This window comes from Flavobacterium sp. (assembly GCF_039595935.1).
Classification (GTDB): Bacteria; Bacteroidota; Bacteroidia; order Flavobacteriales; family Flavobacteriaceae; genus Flavobacterium.
Map to the genome: position 1 here is coordinate 2,208,926 of NZ_JBCNKR010000006.1, position 19,014 is coordinate 2,227,939.

General features: G+C 33.2%; 15 protein-coding genes and 1 pseudogene. 6 read left to right on the top strand and 10 right to left on the bottom strand.

Going from position 1 to position 19,014, the window contains the following annotated elements; translation table 11 throughout:
• Window positions 1-7 precede the first annotated feature (7 nt).
• From ABDW27_RS19280 to ABDW27_RS19290, 3 genes are all read right to left on the bottom strand, one after another.
• Window positions 8-1,813: a T9SS type A sorting domain-containing protein gene (locus tag ABDW27_RS19280; RefSeq protein ID WP_343697369.1), complete on the bottom strand. Its 1,806-nt coding sequence runs from the start codon at window positions 1,811-1,813 to the stop codon at window positions 8-10.
• Between the two features lie 161 nt (window positions 1,814-1,974).
• Window positions 1,975-2,940, bottom strand: a complete 966-nt coding sequence (locus ABDW27_RS19285; RefSeq protein ID WP_343697370.1) for a TerC family protein — start codon at window positions 2,938-2,940, stop codon at window positions 1,975-1,977.
• Between the two features lie 270 nt (window positions 2,941-3,210).
• Window positions 3,211-4,227 carry a glutamine synthetase beta-grasp domain-containing protein gene (locus ABDW27_RS19290; RefSeq protein ID WP_132990016.1) on the bottom strand — a complete coding sequence of 339 codons (1,017 nt, stop codon included), beginning with the start codon at window positions 4,225-4,227 and terminating at the stop codon, window positions 3,211-3,213.
• Window positions 4,228-4,655: 428 nt separating this feature from the next.
• On the opposite strand from ABDW27_RS19290, the gene ABDW27_RS19295 reads away from it, so the two are divergent.
• From ABDW27_RS19295 to ABDW27_RS19320, 6 genes are all read left to right on the top strand, one after another.
• Window positions 4,656-6,845, top strand: a complete 2,190-nt coding sequence (locus tag ABDW27_RS19295) for a glutamine synthetase III (RefSeq protein ID WP_343697371.1) — start codon at window positions 4,656-4,658, stop codon at window positions 6,843-6,845.
• A 153-nt stretch (window positions 6,846-6,998) separates the two neighbouring features.
• Window positions 6,999-8,177, top strand: a complete 1,179-nt coding sequence (locus ABDW27_RS19300) for an AIR synthase related protein (RefSeq protein ID WP_343697372.1) — start codon at window positions 6,999-7,001, stop codon at window positions 8,175-8,177.
• 143 nt (window positions 8,178-8,320) lie between these two features.
• Window positions 8,321-8,677 (top strand): hypothetical protein, encoded by a 357-nt coding sequence (locus tag ABDW27_RS19305; RefSeq protein WP_343697373.1) that lies wholly within the window; start codon window positions 8,321-8,323, stop codon window positions 8,675-8,677.
• Window positions 8,678-8,982: 305 nt separating this feature from the next.
• On the top strand, window positions 8,983-9,591 hold the full coding sequence (locus ABDW27_RS19310) for a GNAT family protein (RefSeq protein WP_343697374.1): 609 nt from the start codon (window positions 8,983-8,985) through the stop codon (window positions 9,589-9,591).
• Between the two features lie 545 nt (window positions 9,592-10,136).
• Entirely contained in the window at window positions 10,137-12,476 is a 2,340-nt protein-coding gene (locus ABDW27_RS19315) for a GH92 family glycosyl hydrolase (protein WP_343697375.1), read from the top strand.
• A 239-nt stretch (window positions 12,477-12,715) separates the two neighbouring features.
• Window positions 12,716-13,159: a hypothetical protein gene (locus ABDW27_RS19320; RefSeq protein WP_343697376.1), complete on the top strand. Its 444-nt coding sequence runs from the start codon at window positions 12,716-12,718 to the stop codon at window positions 13,157-13,159.
• 166 nt (window positions 13,160-13,325) lie between these two features.
• On the opposite strand, the gene ABDW27_RS19325 is transcribed toward ABDW27_RS19320, so the two are convergent.
• The 7 genes and pseudogenes from ABDW27_RS19325 to ABDW27_RS19355 all read right to left on the bottom strand — a co-directional run bounded on the left by ABDW27_RS19325 (window position 13,326) and on the right by ABDW27_RS19355 (window position 18,983).
• Window positions 13,326-15,182 carry a PDZ domain-containing protein gene (locus ABDW27_RS19325; RefSeq protein WP_343697377.1) on the bottom strand — a complete coding sequence of 619 codons (1,857 nt, stop codon included), beginning with the start codon at window positions 15,180-15,182 and terminating at the stop codon, window positions 13,326-13,328.
• 100 nt (window positions 15,183-15,282) lie between these two features.
• Window positions 15,283-15,561 (bottom strand): DUF2805 domain-containing protein, encoded by a 279-nt coding sequence (locus ABDW27_RS19330; RefSeq protein WP_343697378.1) that lies wholly within the window; start codon window positions 15,559-15,561, stop codon window positions 15,283-15,285.
• A 112-nt stretch (window positions 15,562-15,673) separates the two neighbouring features.
• Window positions 15,674-16,510 carry a sterol desaturase family protein gene (locus ABDW27_RS19335; protein WP_343697379.1) on the bottom strand — a complete coding sequence of 279 codons (837 nt, stop codon included), beginning with the start codon at window positions 16,508-16,510 and terminating at the stop codon, window positions 15,674-15,676.
• 121 nt (window positions 16,511-16,631) lie between these two features.
• Entirely contained in the window at window positions 16,632-16,874 is a 243-nt protein-coding gene (locus ABDW27_RS19340) for a GlsB/YeaQ/YmgE family stress response membrane protein (protein ID WP_343697380.1), read from the bottom strand.
• A gap of 21 nt (window positions 16,875-16,895) precedes the next feature.
• Entirely contained in the window at window positions 16,896-17,609 is a 714-nt protein-coding gene (gene aqpZ, locus ABDW27_RS19345; RefSeq protein WP_343697381.1) for an aquaporin Z, read from the bottom strand.
• A gap of 33 nt (window positions 17,610-17,642) precedes the next feature.
• Entirely contained in the window at window positions 17,643-17,999 is a 357-nt protein-coding gene (locus ABDW27_RS19350; protein WP_343697382.1) for a DoxX family protein, read from the bottom strand.
• Between the two features lie 88 nt (window positions 18,000-18,087).
• Window positions 18,088-18,983, bottom strand: a pseudogene (locus tag ABDW27_RS19355) (DMT family transporter).
• Window positions 18,984-19,014: the final 31 nt, after the last annotated feature.

Consider the following 19,014-nt stretch of genomic DNA (forward strand, 5'->3'; position numbering starts at 1 on the left):
TATGAATTTATTGCTTAATAAATGTTCTCTGAACAATGCCTAAATTTTCATTTTCAATTGTGATAAAGTATGTTCCAGTTGGTAAACTTGCAACGTTTATACTTATCAATTTAGGGCTCAAAACAGAATAATTATTTGAGTTTACTATATTTCCCATGATGTTAGAAATTGTAACTTTTGAATTAGTTATATCTGCTGTGCATTCAATATTTAAAGTGGAAGAAGCTGGGTTTGGATATAATTGGATATAAGCTTGAGAAACGGTACCATCTAAAGAAATTTCATTGCTGTAGCTAGTTGCTGTTGTAGTAATTAATACTTTTGTAACTACTGAATAATTTATTTTAACTATTCTACGATATTTATATGTTTTTTCAAAACTATAACCGCCTCTTTGGTTAAAGCTTACAATAAGTGACTGTGAAGGCAGGTAGTCTTTAGAAGTGGCATTTGGAATGTCAATCCATTGTGAGCTAGGATAATTGTTTTCAATGCTTTGACTTTGCCACTGATAAGTTATTGAATTAACTGTGAAATTCTGACCTTCTTGAATTGGTGCATCAACAATAGCTGTAGATCCTTTGATTATTTGAGGGCTTTCAAATGTAGAAGGAGGTGTAATTTTTAAAATTTGGTCACAACAAATTGTATTATTAAAACGTAAGCCTCTTACTAAGATTTTGATTTCATTACTTATTTGGGTGATGTTTTGATAAATAGCTATTCTTCTAATTAAATAGTATGTGTCTTCGAAATTTGAAAGTTGAGATGGATCTGAAAAATCCAAATTAGCGGAATTTTCGCTAGGGATAGTAGTCCATTTTACGTAAGTTCCAGATCCAGTAGTAGTATATTCCCATTTGTAAGAATCAACATTTACACCAGGATCTCTTGGTTGTATAACATAAAAAGGATCTTGTAGAACTTTTAAATTTACTACTGAATTTAAGCCGTAAATTGTAGTTTTTTTTAAGCTAGATTGTTCGATAAATCCTTCTGAGTTTGTGGGTAAACTAGATGATATCGAATTTCTTAATATTGGAGAAGGAACAACTGTAATAGTTACCGCATTACTTTTATTGGGTTTATCATTGCTTGAATTGTAGCCAAGGCTTCTTGTAACTGTAAAATTTCCACTTGCAGTTACATAATCAATGTCTAATGTTTTATTGATATTATCGAAATTTTTAAATCTTACACTTCCATTTCCTTTTGCTTCCCAGGAAGAGTTAATCCCGTAAGGTTCGTTTTGATAAGGATTTGCGTATTGTGAACCTGTTATTAGTGCAGGTTTATCACCAAGTCTAACCGTTTGGTTGCAACATAAAGTGTTAGCAATTTTAGTAGGATCAGGTGCGTCTGCAGGAGCCTGCGGGCTTCCCCCATTCATTGTTGAACCTTTTGTTACAGCTATGTAAGCACTTTTGTATGTTACATTACCACTTGTTTTGTATTCGGCATAAATTTGACCGCCTAAAGAAGAAATATTGCCCCAGGCAATATTAATTGTGAAACTTTGTGAAGCTGTTTTTCCTCCACCAAAATATAAAGGTAAGCTGCTCCCTCCAATGGCTACTGTAGCACTTAAATTGTTGACAACATAAACGGTAACGGTTCCGTTGTTGTCTGGTACAGTTGGTGTCTCGACTTTTACATTTAAAGAAATACTGGAATATGGCGTTCCTCCAAGGTTAATTCCATTTCCTCCGTATGCGGCTCCATTAACAGTAGTAGGAGTAAGCGTAACTTTTTGCCCAAAAGAAGTAAAGGCTAGTAAAAAAATAAGAATGGCGTAAATGTAATTTTTTCTCATGATAAAAATTTAAGGTTTATAATGAGATAAAAATATACTTTAAATATGTATTATCTTATATTTTATTGTTAAAAAATAGGAATAGTTTTAAATAATTAGTTTTATATAAAAAAAAGGAAATCGAAAGATTTCCTTTTTTATGCTAATATTTTTTAAAACGATTATAAATCAGAATCAGTAAGTTCTTTTTCTTTTCCAAATTTAAGAGAAACCAAAATTCCAACTAAAAGTGAAAGAGCAATAAATCCAAGAGAAGCCCATTCTGGAACGTGAATCCATTCGTGAAGCAGCATTTTTAATCCAACAAAAGCTAAAATAGCAACTAGGCTGTATTCTAAGAAACTGAATTTTGCCAGCATATTTGCTAAAAAGAAATACATAGAACGTAATCCCAAAATCGCAAAAATATTAGAACTAAATACTAAAAACGGATCAGAAGTAATGGCCAGAATCGCCGGAACACTGTCAACAGCAAATAAAACGTCCATAACTTCAATTACGATCAAAGCAACGAAAAGCGGAGTAGCAGCTTTTTTTCCTTTTTCGGTTAAAATGAAAAATTTCTCATGCTCCATGTGAGACGTAATCGGAATCACTTTTCCTAATGTTTTGTACACAAAAGAATCCTTCGGATTGAAATCTTCATCTTCTCCAGAAAACAACATTTTGATAGCAGTAAATACTAAGAATGCTCCAAAAAGATAAGTTGTCCAGCTAAATTTATTAATTAGCATAACACCAAAGAAAATCATTAATCCGCGGAAAACAATTGCTCCCAGAATTCCCCAGAATAAAACACGGTGCTGATATTTTTGCGGAATTTTAAAAGATGCAAAAATGATGGCAATTACAAAGATATTATCAACACTTAAAGATAATTCGATTAAATAACCTGTGATAAACTTCATTGAAGCCACGGCAGGTTTCAGGCCGTCAGGATTTGCAATATAATCTGTAGTATAAAGCCAATAGATTACTCCGGAGAAAAGAAAAGATAAAGTTACCCAAATCAATGTCCATTTGCTGGCTTCTTTAGTACTAATAATATGTGGTGTTTTGTTGAAGACACCAAGGTCTAAAGCAAGAATAAAAACTACAGCAAGTAAAAAGAGAGTCCAGACTATCATAATGGTTTTTTTTAATTAACTACAAAGATAAGTTTTGAACTTTAATTTTAAAACTAATTATAAGAAAGGTATTGGTAATAATTGTTAATTGTGAATTGTGAATTTTGAGTTGAGGGGGTGGAACTTTGTCAAAGTTTTAAACTTTGACAAAGTTGGAGATAATAACCCGACAGGTTTTTAAAACCTGTCGGGTTTACGAGGAATTTAAATATAAAAAAAGTGCCAGTAAATAAATACTGGCACTTTTTAGAATATAATTTAAGCTTTGAATTATAGCGCTGATTTAACAGTTTTGATAATTCTAGCAGCAATTTTGTATGGATCTCCGTTTGAAGCTGGTCTTCTGTCTTCTAACCAACCTTTCCATCCTTTTTGAACTGTCATCAAAGGAATTCTGATAGAACATCCTCTGTCTGAAACTCCATAAGAGAAATCGTTGATAGAAGCAGTTTCGTGTTTACCAGTTAAACGCTGCTCGTTGTAAGCTCCGTAAACTGCGATGTGCTCTTTAGTAACAGGACGGAAAGCCTCACAGATTTTCTCATAAGTTTCTTGAGAACCACAAGTTCTAAGAACAGAGTTAGAGAAGTTAGCGTGCATTCCAGAACCATTCCAGTCTGTATCTCCTAGAGGTTTTGGGTGATATTCAATATAGTAACCATATTTCTCAGTTAGACGGTCTAGTAAGTAACGAGCAACCCAGATTTCATCTCCGGCTTTTTTAGCTCCTTTAGCGAATAATTGGAATTCCCATTGTCCGCAAGCAACCTCTTGGTTGATTCCTTCAAAGTTGATTCCAGCAGCGATACATAAATCAGCATGCTCTTCAACTAATTTTCTTCCGTGTGTGTTTTTTCCACCTACTGAACAGTAGTACATCCCTTGTGGAGCAGGGTATCCTCCAACTGGGAAACCAAGTGGAAGTTGAGTTTTAGTATCCATGATGAAATACTCTTGTTCGAAACCAAACCAGAAATCATCATCTTCATCATCAATTGTAGCTCTTCCGTTAGAAGGGTGTGGTGTTCCGTCTGCATACATAACTTCAGACATTACTAACCATCCATTGATACGAGTTGGATCTGGATAAATTGCAACTGGAACTAAAAGACAGTCAGAAGAACCACCTTCAGCTTGTTTAGTTGACGAACCATCAAATGACCAATTTCCAAGTTCTTCTAATGTTCCTTTGAAATTTTCGTGCTCTTCAACTTTAGTTTTACTTCTAAGATTTTGAGTTGGTTCGTATCCATCTAACCAAATGTACTCTAACTTAATTTTAGCCATAATAATATAAATTTATTTTTTTTGTTTTTTCGCTGGGTCAAATATAGATTTATTTTTTTAGTCCTAAAAATTAGGGGGCTATTTTGTTTAGTGAACTATAATTTTTTAGAGAAGCGCAATTTTGATAGGGGTATATTTTAAAAAGAACAATTTTTTATAGGTTAAAAAAATAAATTCGTAAAAATAAAGGCAAGTTTTTGAATTTTAAGGTTAAGGAATTATGAAAAAATGTTTATTTAATGAATAATACTGAGGTTTTTTGTTATATTTCTTTATATCGCAATCATTATTCTTTATAAAAAGCCTCTTCTGTTGAAAAATCATTGTCCAAAATTCTCAATTTTATCTATAAAACAGGGACTTTAATTGTTTATATTTGTTCCTCATTTTTTAATGAAAATTATTACGAATTTTTAAAATTATATACAATGTCAACATTACGTTTCCAAGCTTTAAAAGAAGCTTCTACAAGAAAGCCGGTACACTTTGAAGAAATAGATAAAAAATCGAATCTTTTTGGATCAAATGTATTTAATGAGAAAGCAATGAAGCAGTATTTAACTTCAGATGCTTTAAAAGGAGTGAGAGATGCCATTCAACACGGAACGAAGATAGAACGAAAACTGGCAGATTATATCGCCATGGGAATGAAAGAGTGGGCGTTGTCTAAAGGTGTTACACATTATACACACTGGTTTCAGCCATTAACAGGAACGACTGCAGAAAAGCATGACGCATTTTTTGAAACGTCTTATGACGGAAGTGATCCAGTAGAAAAATTTGGCGGCGCGCAATTGGTACAACAAGAGCCGGATGCATCTAGTTTCCCGAACGGCGGAATCCGTAATACTTTTGAAGCAAGAGGATATACAGCCTGGGACCCGACTTCTCCGGCATTTATATATGGTACAACTTTATGTATTCCAACAGTATTCATTGCTTATACAGGTGAAGCTTTAGATAATAAAATTCCTTTATTAAGAGCATTATCTGCAATTGACGAAGCGGCTACAGAAGTTTGTCGTTATTTTGACAAAAACGTAAAAAAGGTAACTGCGACTTTAGGATGGGAGCAGGAATATTTCCTTATTGATAAAGCTTTGGCAAATTCTCGTCCGGATTTAATGATGACAGGAAGAACTTTATTAGGACATACTTCTGCTAAAGGACAACAGTTAGACGATCATTATTTTGGATCAATTCCAACCCGCGCTCTTACTTATATGAGAGATTTAGAACAGGAATGTATGTTGTTAGGAATTCCGGTAAAAACACGTCATAACGAAGTAGCACCAAATCAGTTTGAGCTGGCTCCGATTTTCGAAGAAACAAATTTAGCTGTAGACCACAACTCTTTATTAATGGATGTAATGCAGAGAGTAGCAGAACGTCACGATTTTAAAGTATTATTTCACGAAAAACCATTCAAAGGAGTAAACGGATCAGGAAAGCACAACAACTGGTCATTGGCGACAGATACAGGAGTTAACTTATTAAGTCCGAGTAAAACGCCAATGAGCAATTTACAGTTTTTGACTTTCTTTATTAATACCATTAAAGCGGTAAATGATAATGAAACTCTTTTAAGAGCGTCTATAGCAACAGCAAGTAATGATCACAGGTTAGGAGCAAACGAAGCGCCGCCAGCTATTATGTCGGTATTTATTGGAGCGCAGTTAACAAAAGTTTTATCTGAATTAGAAAGTGTAACGACAGGAAAACTTTCGCCAGAAGAAAAAACAGATCTTAAATTAAACGTTGTTGGAAAAATTCCAGACGTATTATTAGATAATACAGATCGTAACAGAACTTCGCCTTTTGCTTTTACAGGAAATAAATTTGAGTTTAGAGCTGTTGGTTCAAATTCAAACTGTTCGAACGCAATGACAACTTTAAATGCGATTGTTGCGAAACAATTAATTGATTTTAAAAATGAAGTAGAAAACCTGATCGAGTCGAAAGACATGAAAAAGGACGATGCAATTTTTAATGTTTTAAGAGAATACATCAAACAATCTAAAAAAATCCTTTTTGAAGGCGACGGATACAGTGAAGCGTGGGAAAAAGAAGCTAAGAAAAGAGGTTTAAGTAATTTTAAAACAACACCTGAAGCCATTAAAGCCAAAGTTTCGAAAGAAGCTTTAGACTTATTTGCTGAATTAGGAATTTTTAATCATGTTGAAGCCGAAGCGCGTTACGAAATTGAATTAGAAGAATACACTAAAAAAATCCAGATTGAAGGAAGAGTTTTAGGAGATATTTCGAGAAATCACGTAATTCCAACGGCAATTCGTTATCAAAATACATTAATCGAAAATGTAAAAGGATTAAAAGAAATCTTCGGAAAAGAGTTTGAAACTATTGCAAGAGAACAGATTGTTTTAATTAAAGAAATTTCAGGTCATATTGAAGGAATTAATTCTAAAGTTCTGGCGATGACCAACGAAAGGAAAAAAGCAAATCAGTTAACAGATGCTCAAAAAATGGCCGAAGCGTATTGTAATAATGTAAAACCATATTTTGAAGATATTCGTAATCACTGCGATAAGCTAGAACTTTTAGTTGATGACGAAAGCTGGACTTTAACTAAATACAGAGAATTATTATTTACAAAATAATAGTTTTTTGAAACCCAATTTATAAACCTGTCTTTTATAAGACAGGTTTTTTTATATCAAAATATTTGATTTTTTTCGAAACCTATATTTGAATAAGCCAAAGAATTAAAAAAAGGGATTATCTTTGCACCACATCAACACAAACTAATTTTCATGAGTTCAGATTCTAGCAAAAGATATGCACAAAGAGGTGTTTCGGCATCAAAAGAAGACGTACATAACGCTATCAAAAATATTGACAAAGGTTTATTTCCACAGGCATTTTGTAAAATTGTTCCTGATTATTTAACTCAGGACAACGATCACTGCTTAATTATGCATGCTGACGGAGCGGGTACAAAATCATCTTTGGCTTATATGTATTGGAAAGAAACCGGAGATCTTTCAGTTTGGAAAGGAATCGCTCAGGATGCTTTAATCATGAATATTGACGATTTATTATGTGTTGGTGCAACAGATAATATTTTGCTTTCTTCAACTATTGGAAGAAATAAAAATTTAATTCCAGCAGAAGTTATTTCAGCAATCATAAACGGAACAGAAGAATTAATCAACGAATTAAAATCTTTTGGTGTAACCATTCATTCAACTGGAGGAGAAACGGCAGACGTTGGAGATGTTGTTCGTACTATTATTGTAGATTCTACAGTAACAGCGCGTATGAAACGTGCTGATGTTGTAGATAATGCTAATATTAAAGCAGGTGACGTAATTGTTGGTTTGGCTTCTTTTGGACAAGCAACTTATGAAAAAGGTTATAACGGAGGAATGGGAAGTAACGGACTTACTTCTGCACGTCATGATGTTTTCGGAAAATATTTGGCTAAAAAATATCCAGAAAGCTACGATGCAGCCGTTCCTGAAGAATTAATTTATTCTGGTCAGGTTAATTTAACGGATGAAGTTGAAAATAGTCCGATAAACGCTGGACAATTAGTACTTTCTCCAACAAGAACTTACGCGCCAATTATCAAGAAAATTTTAGATAAATACACCCCAAACGATATTCACGGAATGGTGCACTGCAGCGGCGGCGCGCAGACTAAAATTCTACATTTCGTAAAAGATTTACACGTTATAAAAGATAATTTATTTCCGGTTCCGCCATTGTTCAAGTTAATTCAGGAGCAATCAAAAACAGACTGGAAAGAAATGTATCAGGTTTTCAACTGCGGACACAGAATGGAGCTTTATGTTCCTGAAAACATTGCACAGGATATTATTGAAATTTCAAAATCATTTAATGTTGATGCACAAATTGTAGGTAGAGTAGAAGCAGCTGATGCTAAAAAACTTACTATTTCAAGCGAATACGGAACTTTCAACTATTAAAAAATAACCATATAAGTGATATAAGTTCATTTTAATTTAGATTGTCAGGCTGAGCGAAGTCGAAGCCTTTTTTGATGGCAGCTTTCGATTAGAAAGAATTTATATTTTCTTATATCACTTATATGGTTTAAAAATATTTAACTATGTACGAATTACTTTTTTGGAGATATCTGGACGAAATTTACCTGAATAATCAGGAAGTTTATGAAGCACTTGTAGAAAAACAAGAAGTTGAAGGTTTGGCTGTTCTTCAAACAGAAGTAATCGTAAATAGAATCAATTCTGTATTTTCTGATTGGGAAAGAGTGGATGAAAACAGCTGGAAAAACCCAAAAGGAAAAGGCGCATTTCAGGTAATTACGACTCCTCAAAGTGTAAAAATTGACTGCTACGGAACAGAAGGAAAAACAATGAATAAATTAGTAGACATAATGGAAGAATTCAAATGTCCGCTTTACGATCCGCAAGTTCCGGAACGTTATGATGAAATGAATGAGTGATTTTGTGAAATTTTGCGAAAAATATAGTCTCTACTGGACATTTTTTTTCGGGTTTATTATTTTTCTACCGATATTATACTCCTAACGGAGTACATATTGTATTTATATCTCGTAGAGATTAAAATATTGGTAGTTTTATTTTTTTGTTACCAATTTATCCCTAAACGAGTAAAATATTCAAAGTAAATATCTCGTAGAGATTAAATATCGGTAGATATAATTATTTATAAGTTTCACATTGTTCCGTAGGGACTATATTTTACAGCCAAAATGTTTGGAAATATTTAATTAACCGAAATAAACCAATGAACCAAACTTCAAATTTCAGCTTCACAGACAATATAATTTTAGAAGACGATTTCGTTTTATTACGTCCGCTTCAGGAATCAGACGTAGAAAATTTATTGGAAATTTCGATCAACGAACCAGAAACCTGGAAATATTCTTTGGTTGGAGCAGAAGGAAAAGAGAATTTGATCAACTATATTCAACTGGCAATAAAGGAAAGAGATAAACAAAAAGAATTTCCATTTATTGTTTTCGACAAAAAATCTCAAAAATACGCTGGTTCAACCCGTTTTTACGATATCAATCTTGATTTTAAAACATTGCAATTAGGTTATACTTGGTACGGATCTGCTTTTAGAGGAACAGGATTAAACAAACATTGCAAATTTTTATTACTTCAATTTGCTTTTGAAACCCTTGGAATGGAACGTGTAGAATTTCGTGCCGATAATAATAACGAAAGAAGTATCGCCGCAATGAAAAGCATTGGCTGTAAAGTGGAAGGTGTTTTAAGAAGTAATATGCCAACACGTGATCAAAATGTTCGTCGTGATTCTATCGTTTTAAGTATCTTAAGAAACGAATGGTTTAACGAAGTAAAACAAAATCTAAAGCAAAAACTTTAAAAAAGCCGATCTATTTTAAACTGGATTGAAATCCAGCTCTACAATATATACCGTTCCTTCGGAACTCTTTTTGATTGTGTATAATTTTCAATGGATTATTTTTTTCAGAACCAACCAATTCAACAGAATCAATATAAAGAGCCGTCAGGCTCGATTCATATTTTAGGGCTGGATTTTAATCCAGTTTAAATGAATTATATAAGACGTCTTGTAAATTTAATCAATCACATTTTTTCCAAAGATCAACGAATTGAGCATAATTATTGTAAAGAGCTGATCTATTTTAAACAGGATTGAAATCCAGCTCTACAATATAAACCGTCTCTTCGGAACTCTTTTAGTGTGTATAATTTCAATGGATTATTTTTTTCAGAACCAACCAACTCAACAGAATCAATATAAAGAGCCGTCAGGCTCGATTCATATTGTAGGGCTGGATTTTATCCAGTTTAAAATCGATGAACGGATTTTAATCCGGTTGGTATTAGTTTAAAATTATATTTTATCGTAATTTTCTGAACGAAACAATTACAGAAAAATACCTGATGAATATTTTACAAAAACCTACATTAATTACAGCTTTAGGAGTTTTGATGTTTGCTTTTACAGCAAAGATAAATGCCCAGAAAAAAGAAAATAATCTTAAAAATTTAATCCAATATGTTGATCCAATGATTGGAACAGCAAAAATGGGACACACTTATCCGGGAGCAACAGTACCATTTGGAAGCGTGCAATTAAGTCCGGAAACTGATACCATTGCATACGGTTTAAACGGAAAATACAATGGAGAAGTTTATAAATATTGTGCAGGATATCAATATGAAGATAAAACAATTGTAGGTTTCAGTCACACACATTTTAGCGGAACTGGACATTCTGATTTAGGAGATTTTCTAATTATGCCTACAACCGGAAAACTGCAGTTAAATCCCGGAGTTGCTTCAAAACCATTATCAGGTTATAGGTCGGCATTTTCGCATTCAACAGAAAAATCAGAACCTGCTTATTACAGTGTACTTCTCGAAGATCATAATATCAAAGCTGAATTGACAGCTACAACCAGAGTTGGAATGCATCAATATACTTTTCCAAAATCTGATGAAGCACATATTATTCTCGATTTAACTTCAGGAATTTACAATTACGATAAAAAAAATGTCTGGACTTTTGTACGAGTAGAAAACGATACTCTAATAACAGGTTATCGCCAGACAAACGGCTGGGCAAGAACCAGAACGGTTTATTTTGCAATGTCTTTTAGTAAACCAATAAAAAGTTACGGACAAGCGGCACTTGAAAAAAGTGTTTACAGAGGTTTTTGGGGAAGATTTGATCAAACGAAAAATTTTCCTGAAATGGCAGGACAAAACCTAAAATTGTTTTTTGATTTTGATACAAACGAAGGTGAAAAAATCAAAATTAAAATGGCTTTGTCTCCTGTAAGTTCTGCCGGAGCTTTAGAAAATATGAAAAAAGAAATTCCGGGTTGGGATTTTGAAAAAGTAAAAAAACAAAGTCAGGAAATCTGGAATACGGAATTAAATAAAATTCAGATTGAAACCATTCAAAAAGAAGATTTAGTAAATTTTTATACGGCAATGTACCATGCCTTTTTAGGACCAACAGAATACATGGACCTCGATGGAAATTATAAAGGTTTGGATATGAATGTTCATAAGACAGAAAACTTTAAAAACTACACAAGTTATTCACTTTGGGATACTTATAGAGCCTTACATCCATTATTTAACATTGTACAGCCTTCCCGAAATGCCGATATGATAAGCTCAATGCTGGCACATTCAGACCAAAGTGTTCATAAAATGCTGCCAATCTGGTCGCATTATGCCAATGAAAACTGGTGTATGATTGGGTATCATTCTGTTTCTGTAATTGCCGATGCAATTGTAAAAGGAAATGTAAATTTTGATGTAGAAAAGGCGCTTCAAGCTTGCGTAAATACGGCAAAAGTTCCTTATTTCGATGGATTGGAATATTATATGAAAAAAGGATATGTTCCCGAAGATAAAAACGGTTCATCAGTTTCTAAAACTTTAGAATATGCTTACGATGACTGGGCGATTGCGCAGGCGGCTAAGAAATTAGGAAAAACAGATATTTATAATGAATTTATCGAAAGATCAAAGAATTATAAAAACGTTTACGATGAGAAAACAGGATTTATGCGTCCGAAATTAAACGACGGAACTTTCAAAAAAGAATTTGATCCGCTTGATACACACGGACAGGGATTTATTGAAGGAAATTCTTGGAACTATAGTTTGTACGTTCCGCAAGATCCTGCCGATATGATTAAAATGATGGGCGGAAACGAGAAATTTAAAATTCGTTTAGATTCGTTATTCAACATGCACTTGCCGGATAAATACTTTGAAAACACAGAAGATATTACCAGAGACGGAATTATCGGAAATTATGTTCACGGAAACGAACCTTCTCATCATGTTGTGTATTTGTACAACTGGACAGATTCGCCTTGGAAATCACAGGATAAAATCAGAATGATTCTTAAAAAGATGTACCGAAATGGTGCCGATGGTTTAGGAGGAAATGACGATTTCGGACAAATGAGTGCGTGGTATATTTTCAGCAGTTTAGGATTTTATCCGGTTGCCCCGGGTTCTGATGAATATGCATTAGGAAGTCCGTTGGTTAAAAAAGGAATTTTCAATTTAGAAAACGGAAAAAACTTTGAAGTCGAAACCGTAAATCAATCAGATAAAAATGTGTTTGTGAGTAAGGTTTTGTTGAATGGAAAAGAACTTACTAGACCTTTTTTAAAACATGCCGATGTTATAAATGGAGGAAAAATTACTTTTTATATGAGTTCAAAACCGAATAAGAAGAATTATCAAAATTAAGATGGGCCGCGGATAACACTGGTGAAACGGGTTTACACTGTTTCATTTGTTATATTATTGTCTCCCTAAGCGAAGTCGAAGGGCTTTTGTGACGAAAAAGGGCTTCGACTTCGCTCAGCCTGACAGAAAGGAAAGTTCAGTTGCAAGAGGTAAAATTAAAATTTGAGAAAATTCGTGAATTCGTGGCGGTACAATAAAAAACTTCACGAAATTTGCACTTCAAATAAAGAAAACGAAATATGAAAATAAATTTAAAATCAGGAATTGATAAACTGCTTTTCGGAATGAAGCAGAACGATGTTACAGCTGTTTTTGGGAAACCTGATAAAAACTATAAAGACGAAGATGATAATGTGATTTTTGTTTATAATAAACAAAAAATCAGATTGACATTCTATGAAGAAGAAGAATTAAAATTAGGTTATCTAGTAGCTTCTAGTGCTGATTTAGAGGTTTTCGGATTCAAAATAATCGGCAGAAAAATTGCTGATGTTAAGAAAGATTTTGCCGCAAAAGGAATTACAAAATACAATCAGGAAACTTTCGATACTTTCGAAAATTATTTCAACGAAGACAATTGGTTTATTCTTCAAACTGAATTTGAAGAAGTTGTAAAATTTGAAATTGGCGCAATAATCAACGATAAGGATGAATTTGACTGGAAATTTCCGGTTAAGAAATAAGGACTAGAATCTTAAACACAATATTGTCAGGCTGAGCGAAGTTGAAGCTCTTAGTATTGTGGATTTGACTTGTGAGGACTTCGACTTCGCTCAGCTTGAAAACATAAAGAACAAAAAAAACCGACAATCACTTGTCGGTTTTTTTATAGTAAAAATTAAAAGAGAATTATCCTTTTAACCATGCATTTCTAAGTTTTTCTTTTGAAGCGTCAGTAGCTTTAAAAGTTTCAGTTTCTTCAAATGGTAATTTTACAGTTCCTTTGATAGTTTGTTCTTTACCGTCACGTTTTATTTTTAAAGTAATTGGATCATTTTCTTTCCAGTTTTCACTCTGACCAATAAGCTCATAAATGTTATCTAAAGAATAAGCTTTGTCATTAACAGATACAATGATATCGCCTGCTTTTAAATTTAAGTTTTTGAAGAAATCGTTTAATTCAATTTCAGGGCGAACAGAAATTTCTTTGGTTTGTTTATCAACTTTAATATAAGGCGTTTGTCCTTTAATGAAAACTGCACCAGCTTTCTTTTCAATAGATTTTGTAACACCAACCTTAGCTAAATAAAAATCGTAAGGAATTGGAGTTGTTCCAGCAACATATTTGTTTAAGAAATCTCCAACTTCAGGATACGTTAATTGAGTAATTTTAGCAAATAATTCATTATCGTTAAATGGTTTTTCAACACCATATTCTAATGATAATTTGTGCATTAAATCAAGAATTCCTCTTCCTCCGTTGCTTTTTTCTCTAATGATAATATCAACACACATTCCAATTAAAGCACCTTTTTGATATACATTTAAGTATTGGTCTTTGTAAGGCTGTTCTAAAACATTTTTACTCATTACTGTAAACGACATTGTATCATCTAATTTTTTAGACTGTTCAATTTTTTCAGCAATACGAGTGTAGAATTCTGCTTCGTTGATTAACCCTTGATTAATTTGGAAAAGATTTGCAAAATATTCAGTAACGCCTTCATACATCCATAAGTGCTCAGACATTAATGGCGCATTGTAATCAAAGTACTGAATTTCTTTTGAGTGAACTGTTAATGGCGTTACGATATGGAAAAACTCGTGAGAAACTACATCTTTCATAGATTCTACTAATCTTTCTTTAGGCATAGATTCCGGAAGTACAACAGTTGTAGCAGTTGGGTGTTCTAAAGCACCAAATCCGTGCGCATCATCTTTTGCCATGCTTGACAAATATAATAAAACAGTATATTTTTTATTAGCATTTACTTTACCTAAAAAGTTTTTCTGAGCCGTCATCATCGTTTTCATTTCCGGTGTAATACTTTCTGCAGTAAATTTTCCTGTAGGAGAGTAAACAGCAATTAAAATATCCATTCCGTTTACGTTGAAAGTAGTATAATCCGGTTTAGAATACATAATTGGGTTTTCAACTAATACAGCATAGCGTGATGTAGTAAAAACATCGCTTGTTTTGCTTGCATCTTCATCTGTCATTGAAGTGGCTCCCCAAAGTGTTTCAGGATGCGTAATCGTAACTTTGTACGGAACTTCTAATTTGTCCTGAAAATATCCAACAAAACCATGAGTGTTAACTAGGAAATTTTCTCCGGCTTTGATGTTTGTTCCTGCAGGAGAGAAAACATCATCATTACCAAATCCGGTACCTTTTTCAGTATCAAAAGTATCGTTTACAAGGTAAGTAATCTTATTTAACGTTTTTGCGTTAGAAATAGACCAGGAATTGTCGCCTAGTCTTTCTACTTTTAAGGCATTTCCTTTAGCATCATAAGCTTTAAAATCTTCTGAGAATTTTCCATAATTATCAGTAGAATACGTTCCAGGAACTGTTTTAGGAATGCTGTAGATAATTTCATCCGTTTTAATTGGCGGAGGCGTTACAGTTACTAAAACTTTGTCGTCTTTTACATCAACAAGATTGATGTTTACCTCGACAACATTTTTCTGAGAAACAGAAGAACTACCTGTTTTACAGCTCCAAAGAGTTACCGCAAGAGCTAAGGTGTAAAGTATTTTTTTCATTTGATATTGTTTAGTTATTCCTATTTGACTTAAAAATCACAAAAAAGTTACAATAATTTAAAAATATAAAAAAAACTCCTGAAAAACAGGAGTCTCGATCTTAGTCAAATTTATTTTTTATATAATATTTTCCATCCAAGTCTTCGTCAAAATCATCAATTTTAATTGGTTTAGGTTTTGGTTTATTTGCAATAGCCTTCTTTTTCCACATCTCAAATTTTTCAAGAGGCATTTTCTTTTTCATGATTTCAAGAACTTCTTTTTCTGACAATCCAAATTCTTTTTTTATAATTTCAAATGGATTTTTTTCTTCTAAGGCTAACGAAACAAGTTTTTCCGTTTGTTCCCAATTTAACTCTTTGCGGTTACTCTTTTTCATCTCGTGAAAATTAATTCAAAATAGTAGGGTTAATGATTAATAGATTGATTTTCATTTTATATATCAATATTAATAAAAAAAATAATTAGTTGTTTCGCCGAGCTATATTTTTTTATTGATTTTTTAGGTTTTTTGCCGATCTTGATTTTTGAAAGGGAATTTGCAGCAAATTTTTTAATTGGTTGTTTTCTTCGGGAAGCATATGTGTATCTACTCCATAAATTAATTCTTCTTTTGGTAACGATGTAAAAGTACCGAAAAGGCGATCCCAAACAGAGAAAATATTACCATAATTACTGTCTGTATAAGGAAGAACGTAATGATGATGTACTTTATGCATATTGGGAGAAACGATAAAATAACTCAGAAAAACATCCAGTTTATTCGGGAGTGAAATGTTAGCATGATTGAATTGCGAGAACACAACCGATAGAGACTGATAAAGAAATACCATCCACATCGGGCTTCCTACAATTAAAACCCCAAGTGTTGTAAACACAAAGCGAATAACACTTTCACCCGGGTGATGCCTGTTTGCCGTTGTGGTGTCAATCCAGGTATCTGTGTGATGAATAATATGAAAACGCCATAAAAACTTAATTTTATGTTCGACAAAATGAACCAGATATGCACCAATTAAGTCTAGTAAAAGCAGTCCGATAATAGCATAAAGCCAAACAGGAATTTTGGGCATCCATTGTAGAATTCCAAAATTATTTTCGGTTGTCCAGCTGGCTGTTTTCATTAAAATAAATGCTAAAATAAAATTGACCACTATTGTAGTAATGGTAAAGAAAATATTGATTCCGGCATGATGCCATTTTCTGTACTGCATTTGAAACAATGGAAATGTATTTTCGATTAACCAGAAAAGGGTAATACCGCCCACTAAAATTAAACTCCGGTGTGAAGACGGAATGGTGCTGAAATAAGAAATAATTTCGTTCATGACAATTAAGATTTGAGTTGAAATGAATCTTTTCTCTTTCGATTTTACCTAAAGAAAAAGAGAAAACCGAATATAAATATATTTGATTTTCTCTTTAAAATTTTAAAAATGCTGAATTATTTTAAGCTTTCTTAATCAGGCTGATAAGGAAAAGTAAGATCCATGCACCACCCACGGCAATTAAAATCTGCCATAAAAGCCCGCCGCCGCCAATACCAAGTTTTGCAGCGAGCCATCCGCCAAAGATACCGCCAAGAATCCCGACAATTATATTACCAATAAGTCCAAAACCTGCACCTTTCCAGATTTGACCAGCCAGCCATCCTGAAATTGCTCCAATAAGCAAAAAATATAAAAAGCCCATATATTGTATATTTTATTTTGATTAGTTTGTTTCTTCTTCGTTTTTCTGTAAAAGGGTTTTATAAATAAATCCGCCTACAATAGCACCTAAAATTGGGGCAGCCCAAAATAACCAAACTTGCGAAAGCGGTTCTCCTCCTGCAAAAATTGCCTGTGATAATGATCTTGCCGGGTTTACAGAAGTATTTGTAATTGGGATACTTATTAAATGAATTAAAGTCAGTCCCAAACCAATTGCGATACCACAGAAATTAGTGTTGGCACATTTATCTGTACTTCCTAAAATAATTAATAAGAAAAATAAAGTCAGTATAAATTCAGCAATAAAAGCAGCCTGCAAAGAATATCCATCTGGAGAAAAAGCCCCAAAACCATTTGATGCAAAGGCTCCGGCTTTGGTATTATCTATTATAAAACCAGCTTTTCCTGAAGCGATAGTGTACAAAGTTCCCGCAGCGGCAATGGCACCAATACACTGCGCAATAATATATGGAATAAGATCTTTAGCCGGAAATCTTCCACCTGCCCATAATCCAAAAGAAACGGCAGGATTAAAATGCCCTCCCGAAATATGACCAACGGCATAAGCCATTGTTAAAACTGTTAAACCAAATGCCAAAGCAACACCAGCAAAACCAATCCCTAATTCAGGATATCCAGCAGCAAAAATGGCACTTCCGCAACCACCAAAAACCAGCCAATAAGTTCCAAAGAACTCTGCAAACAATTTTTTCATAATAAAATAAATTTAGATTAATAGATTTGATTGTTAAAGGGTATATAGGTATGCCCAAAAAATCAAAACAATTTGTAAGGGCAAACGTACAAATAAAATCCATTTTGGTAAACCAAAACTCGCTTTTTTATTTTGAAACATGTAGAGATTTGCAGGGAAAATTGCAACTAAAAGAGCAATTATTCCCCAAGCAGCTAAATGGCTTGTAGAAGAAATTATTAGAAGTATGCCAAGTATGATTTCGACAGCTCCGCTTATAGTATTTATTAATTTAGGGTTTTTAAAAAATGGCGGAATGATTTTAATATACATTCCTGGTTTTCGAAAATGATTTAATCCGGCAAGTATATAAAGTATCGCCATTAAATATAAATGCCAGGGTAAATTCATGATAGATAATTGTTTATCACGAAATTATTAAAAAAATTAACACTTATTACATTACAAAGACCATTTTTTTAATTTTGTGTAAAAAGTCTTAAATTTTCCTTTTAAAATTTACATTCATAATAATGATAGCAAGAATAATTAAAACAATACCAATCCATTGAGAAAGGATTACAGTTTCATTTAAAAGTACAAAAGCCATCATAACCGAAACCGGAAGTTCTAATGCTGAGACGATACTTCCTAAACCAATTCCGGTTAGAGGAAAACCTAAATTCATTAAAATAGGAGGGATTATGGTTCCGAATAACGATAAAACAATTCCCCATTTAAGGAAAATAGCCAGATTAAAAGGAGTGACTTGTGTAAAAAATCCAAATGTAAATACAATTACAGCACCGCCAAGCAGCATATATAAACTGCGCTGAGCCGAAGAAATCTCTGTTGCAACACGATTTGCGGTAAACATAGTAGTGGTAAATGAAGCTGCAGCCAGAATTCCCCAGGCAATTCCTCTCCAATCAAGAACAATGTCATTATTGATAATATTAGTAGCTAAAACAGTTCCGGTAAGCACAATAAAAACGGCGAATACTTTTTGTTTAGAAGGTAGTTTTTTTCTAAAATCATTTCAAGCAAAACACCCATCCATACCGTCTGCATTAATAAAACAATTCCAATTGAAACCGGAATAAATTTTACGGCTAAGTAGTAAAACAAACTTGTCATTCCTAATGAAGTTCCGGCAAGCATTAAACTAGCAATGTTTTTTGATGTGGCTTTTACTGTTTTTTCTTTGTTTCTTACTTTTTGAAATGCATTAATAATTAAAACGCCCAATATTCCAAGTACAAATTGAGATGTTGTTACTTCTGCCGTTGTATATCCTTCAGCATAAGCCATTTTTACGAAAGTAGCTAGCATTCCATAAGTTGTAGCTCCTAAAGCAACTAAAAAGACTCCCTTTAATACGTTATTTTGTGACATTTTCTGTATGTATTTTAAAAAAACTAAGCCG

Coding starts and splice junctions, on each gene's coding strand:
- ABDW27_RS19310 (WP_343697374.1), top strand. CDS start 8,983: ATGAACCAAACTTCAAATTTCAGCTTCACAGACAATATAATTTTAGAA.
- ABDW27_RS19350 (WP_343697382.1), bottom strand. CDS start 17,999: ATGAATTTACCCTGGCATTTATATTTAATGGCGATACTTTATATACTT.
- aqpZ (WP_343697381.1), bottom strand. CDS start 17,609: ATGAAAAAATTGTTTGCAGAGTTCTTTGGAACTTATTGGCTGGTTTTT.
- ABDW27_RS19280 (WP_343697369.1), bottom strand. CDS start 1,813: ATGAGAAAAAATTACATTTACGCCATTCTTATTTTTTTACTAGCCTTT.
- ABDW27_RS19295 (WP_343697371.1), top strand. CDS start 4,656: ATGTCAACATTACGTTTCCAAGCTTTAAAAGAAGCTTCTACAAGAAAG.
- ABDW27_RS19340 (WP_343697380.1), bottom strand. CDS start 16,874: ATGGGCTTTTTATATTTTTTGCTTATTGGAGCAATTTCAGGATGGCTG.
- ABDW27_RS19300 (WP_343697372.1), top strand. CDS start 6,999: ATGAGTTCAGATTCTAGCAAAAGATATGCACAAAGAGGTGTTTCGGCA.
- ABDW27_RS19320 (WP_343697376.1), top strand. CDS start 12,716: ATGAAAATAAATTTAAAATCAGGAATTGATAAACTGCTTTTCGGAATG.
- ABDW27_RS19290 (WP_132990016.1), bottom strand. CDS start 4,227: ATGGCTAAAATTAAGTTAGAGTACATTTGGTTAGATGGATACGAACCA.
- ABDW27_RS19335 (WP_343697379.1), bottom strand. CDS start 16,510: ATGAACGAAATTATTTCTTATTTCAGCACCATTCCGTCTTCACACCGG.
- ABDW27_RS19305 (WP_343697373.1), top strand. CDS start 8,321: ATGTACGAATTACTTTTTTGGAGATATCTGGACGAAATTTACCTGAAT.
- ABDW27_RS19325 (WP_343697377.1), bottom strand. CDS start 15,182: ATGAAAAAAATACTTTACACCTTAGCTCTTGCGGTAACTCTTTGGAGC.
- ABDW27_RS19285 (WP_343697370.1), bottom strand. CDS start 2,940: ATGATAGTCTGGACTCTCTTTTTACTTGCTGTAGTTTTTATTCTTGCT.
- ABDW27_RS19330 (WP_343697378.1), bottom strand. CDS start 15,561: ATGAAAAAGAGTAACCGCAAAGAGTTAAATTGGGAACAAACGGAAAAA.
- ABDW27_RS19315 (WP_343697375.1), top strand. CDS start 10,137: ATGAATATTTTACAAAAACCTACATTAATTACAGCTTTAGGAGTTTTG.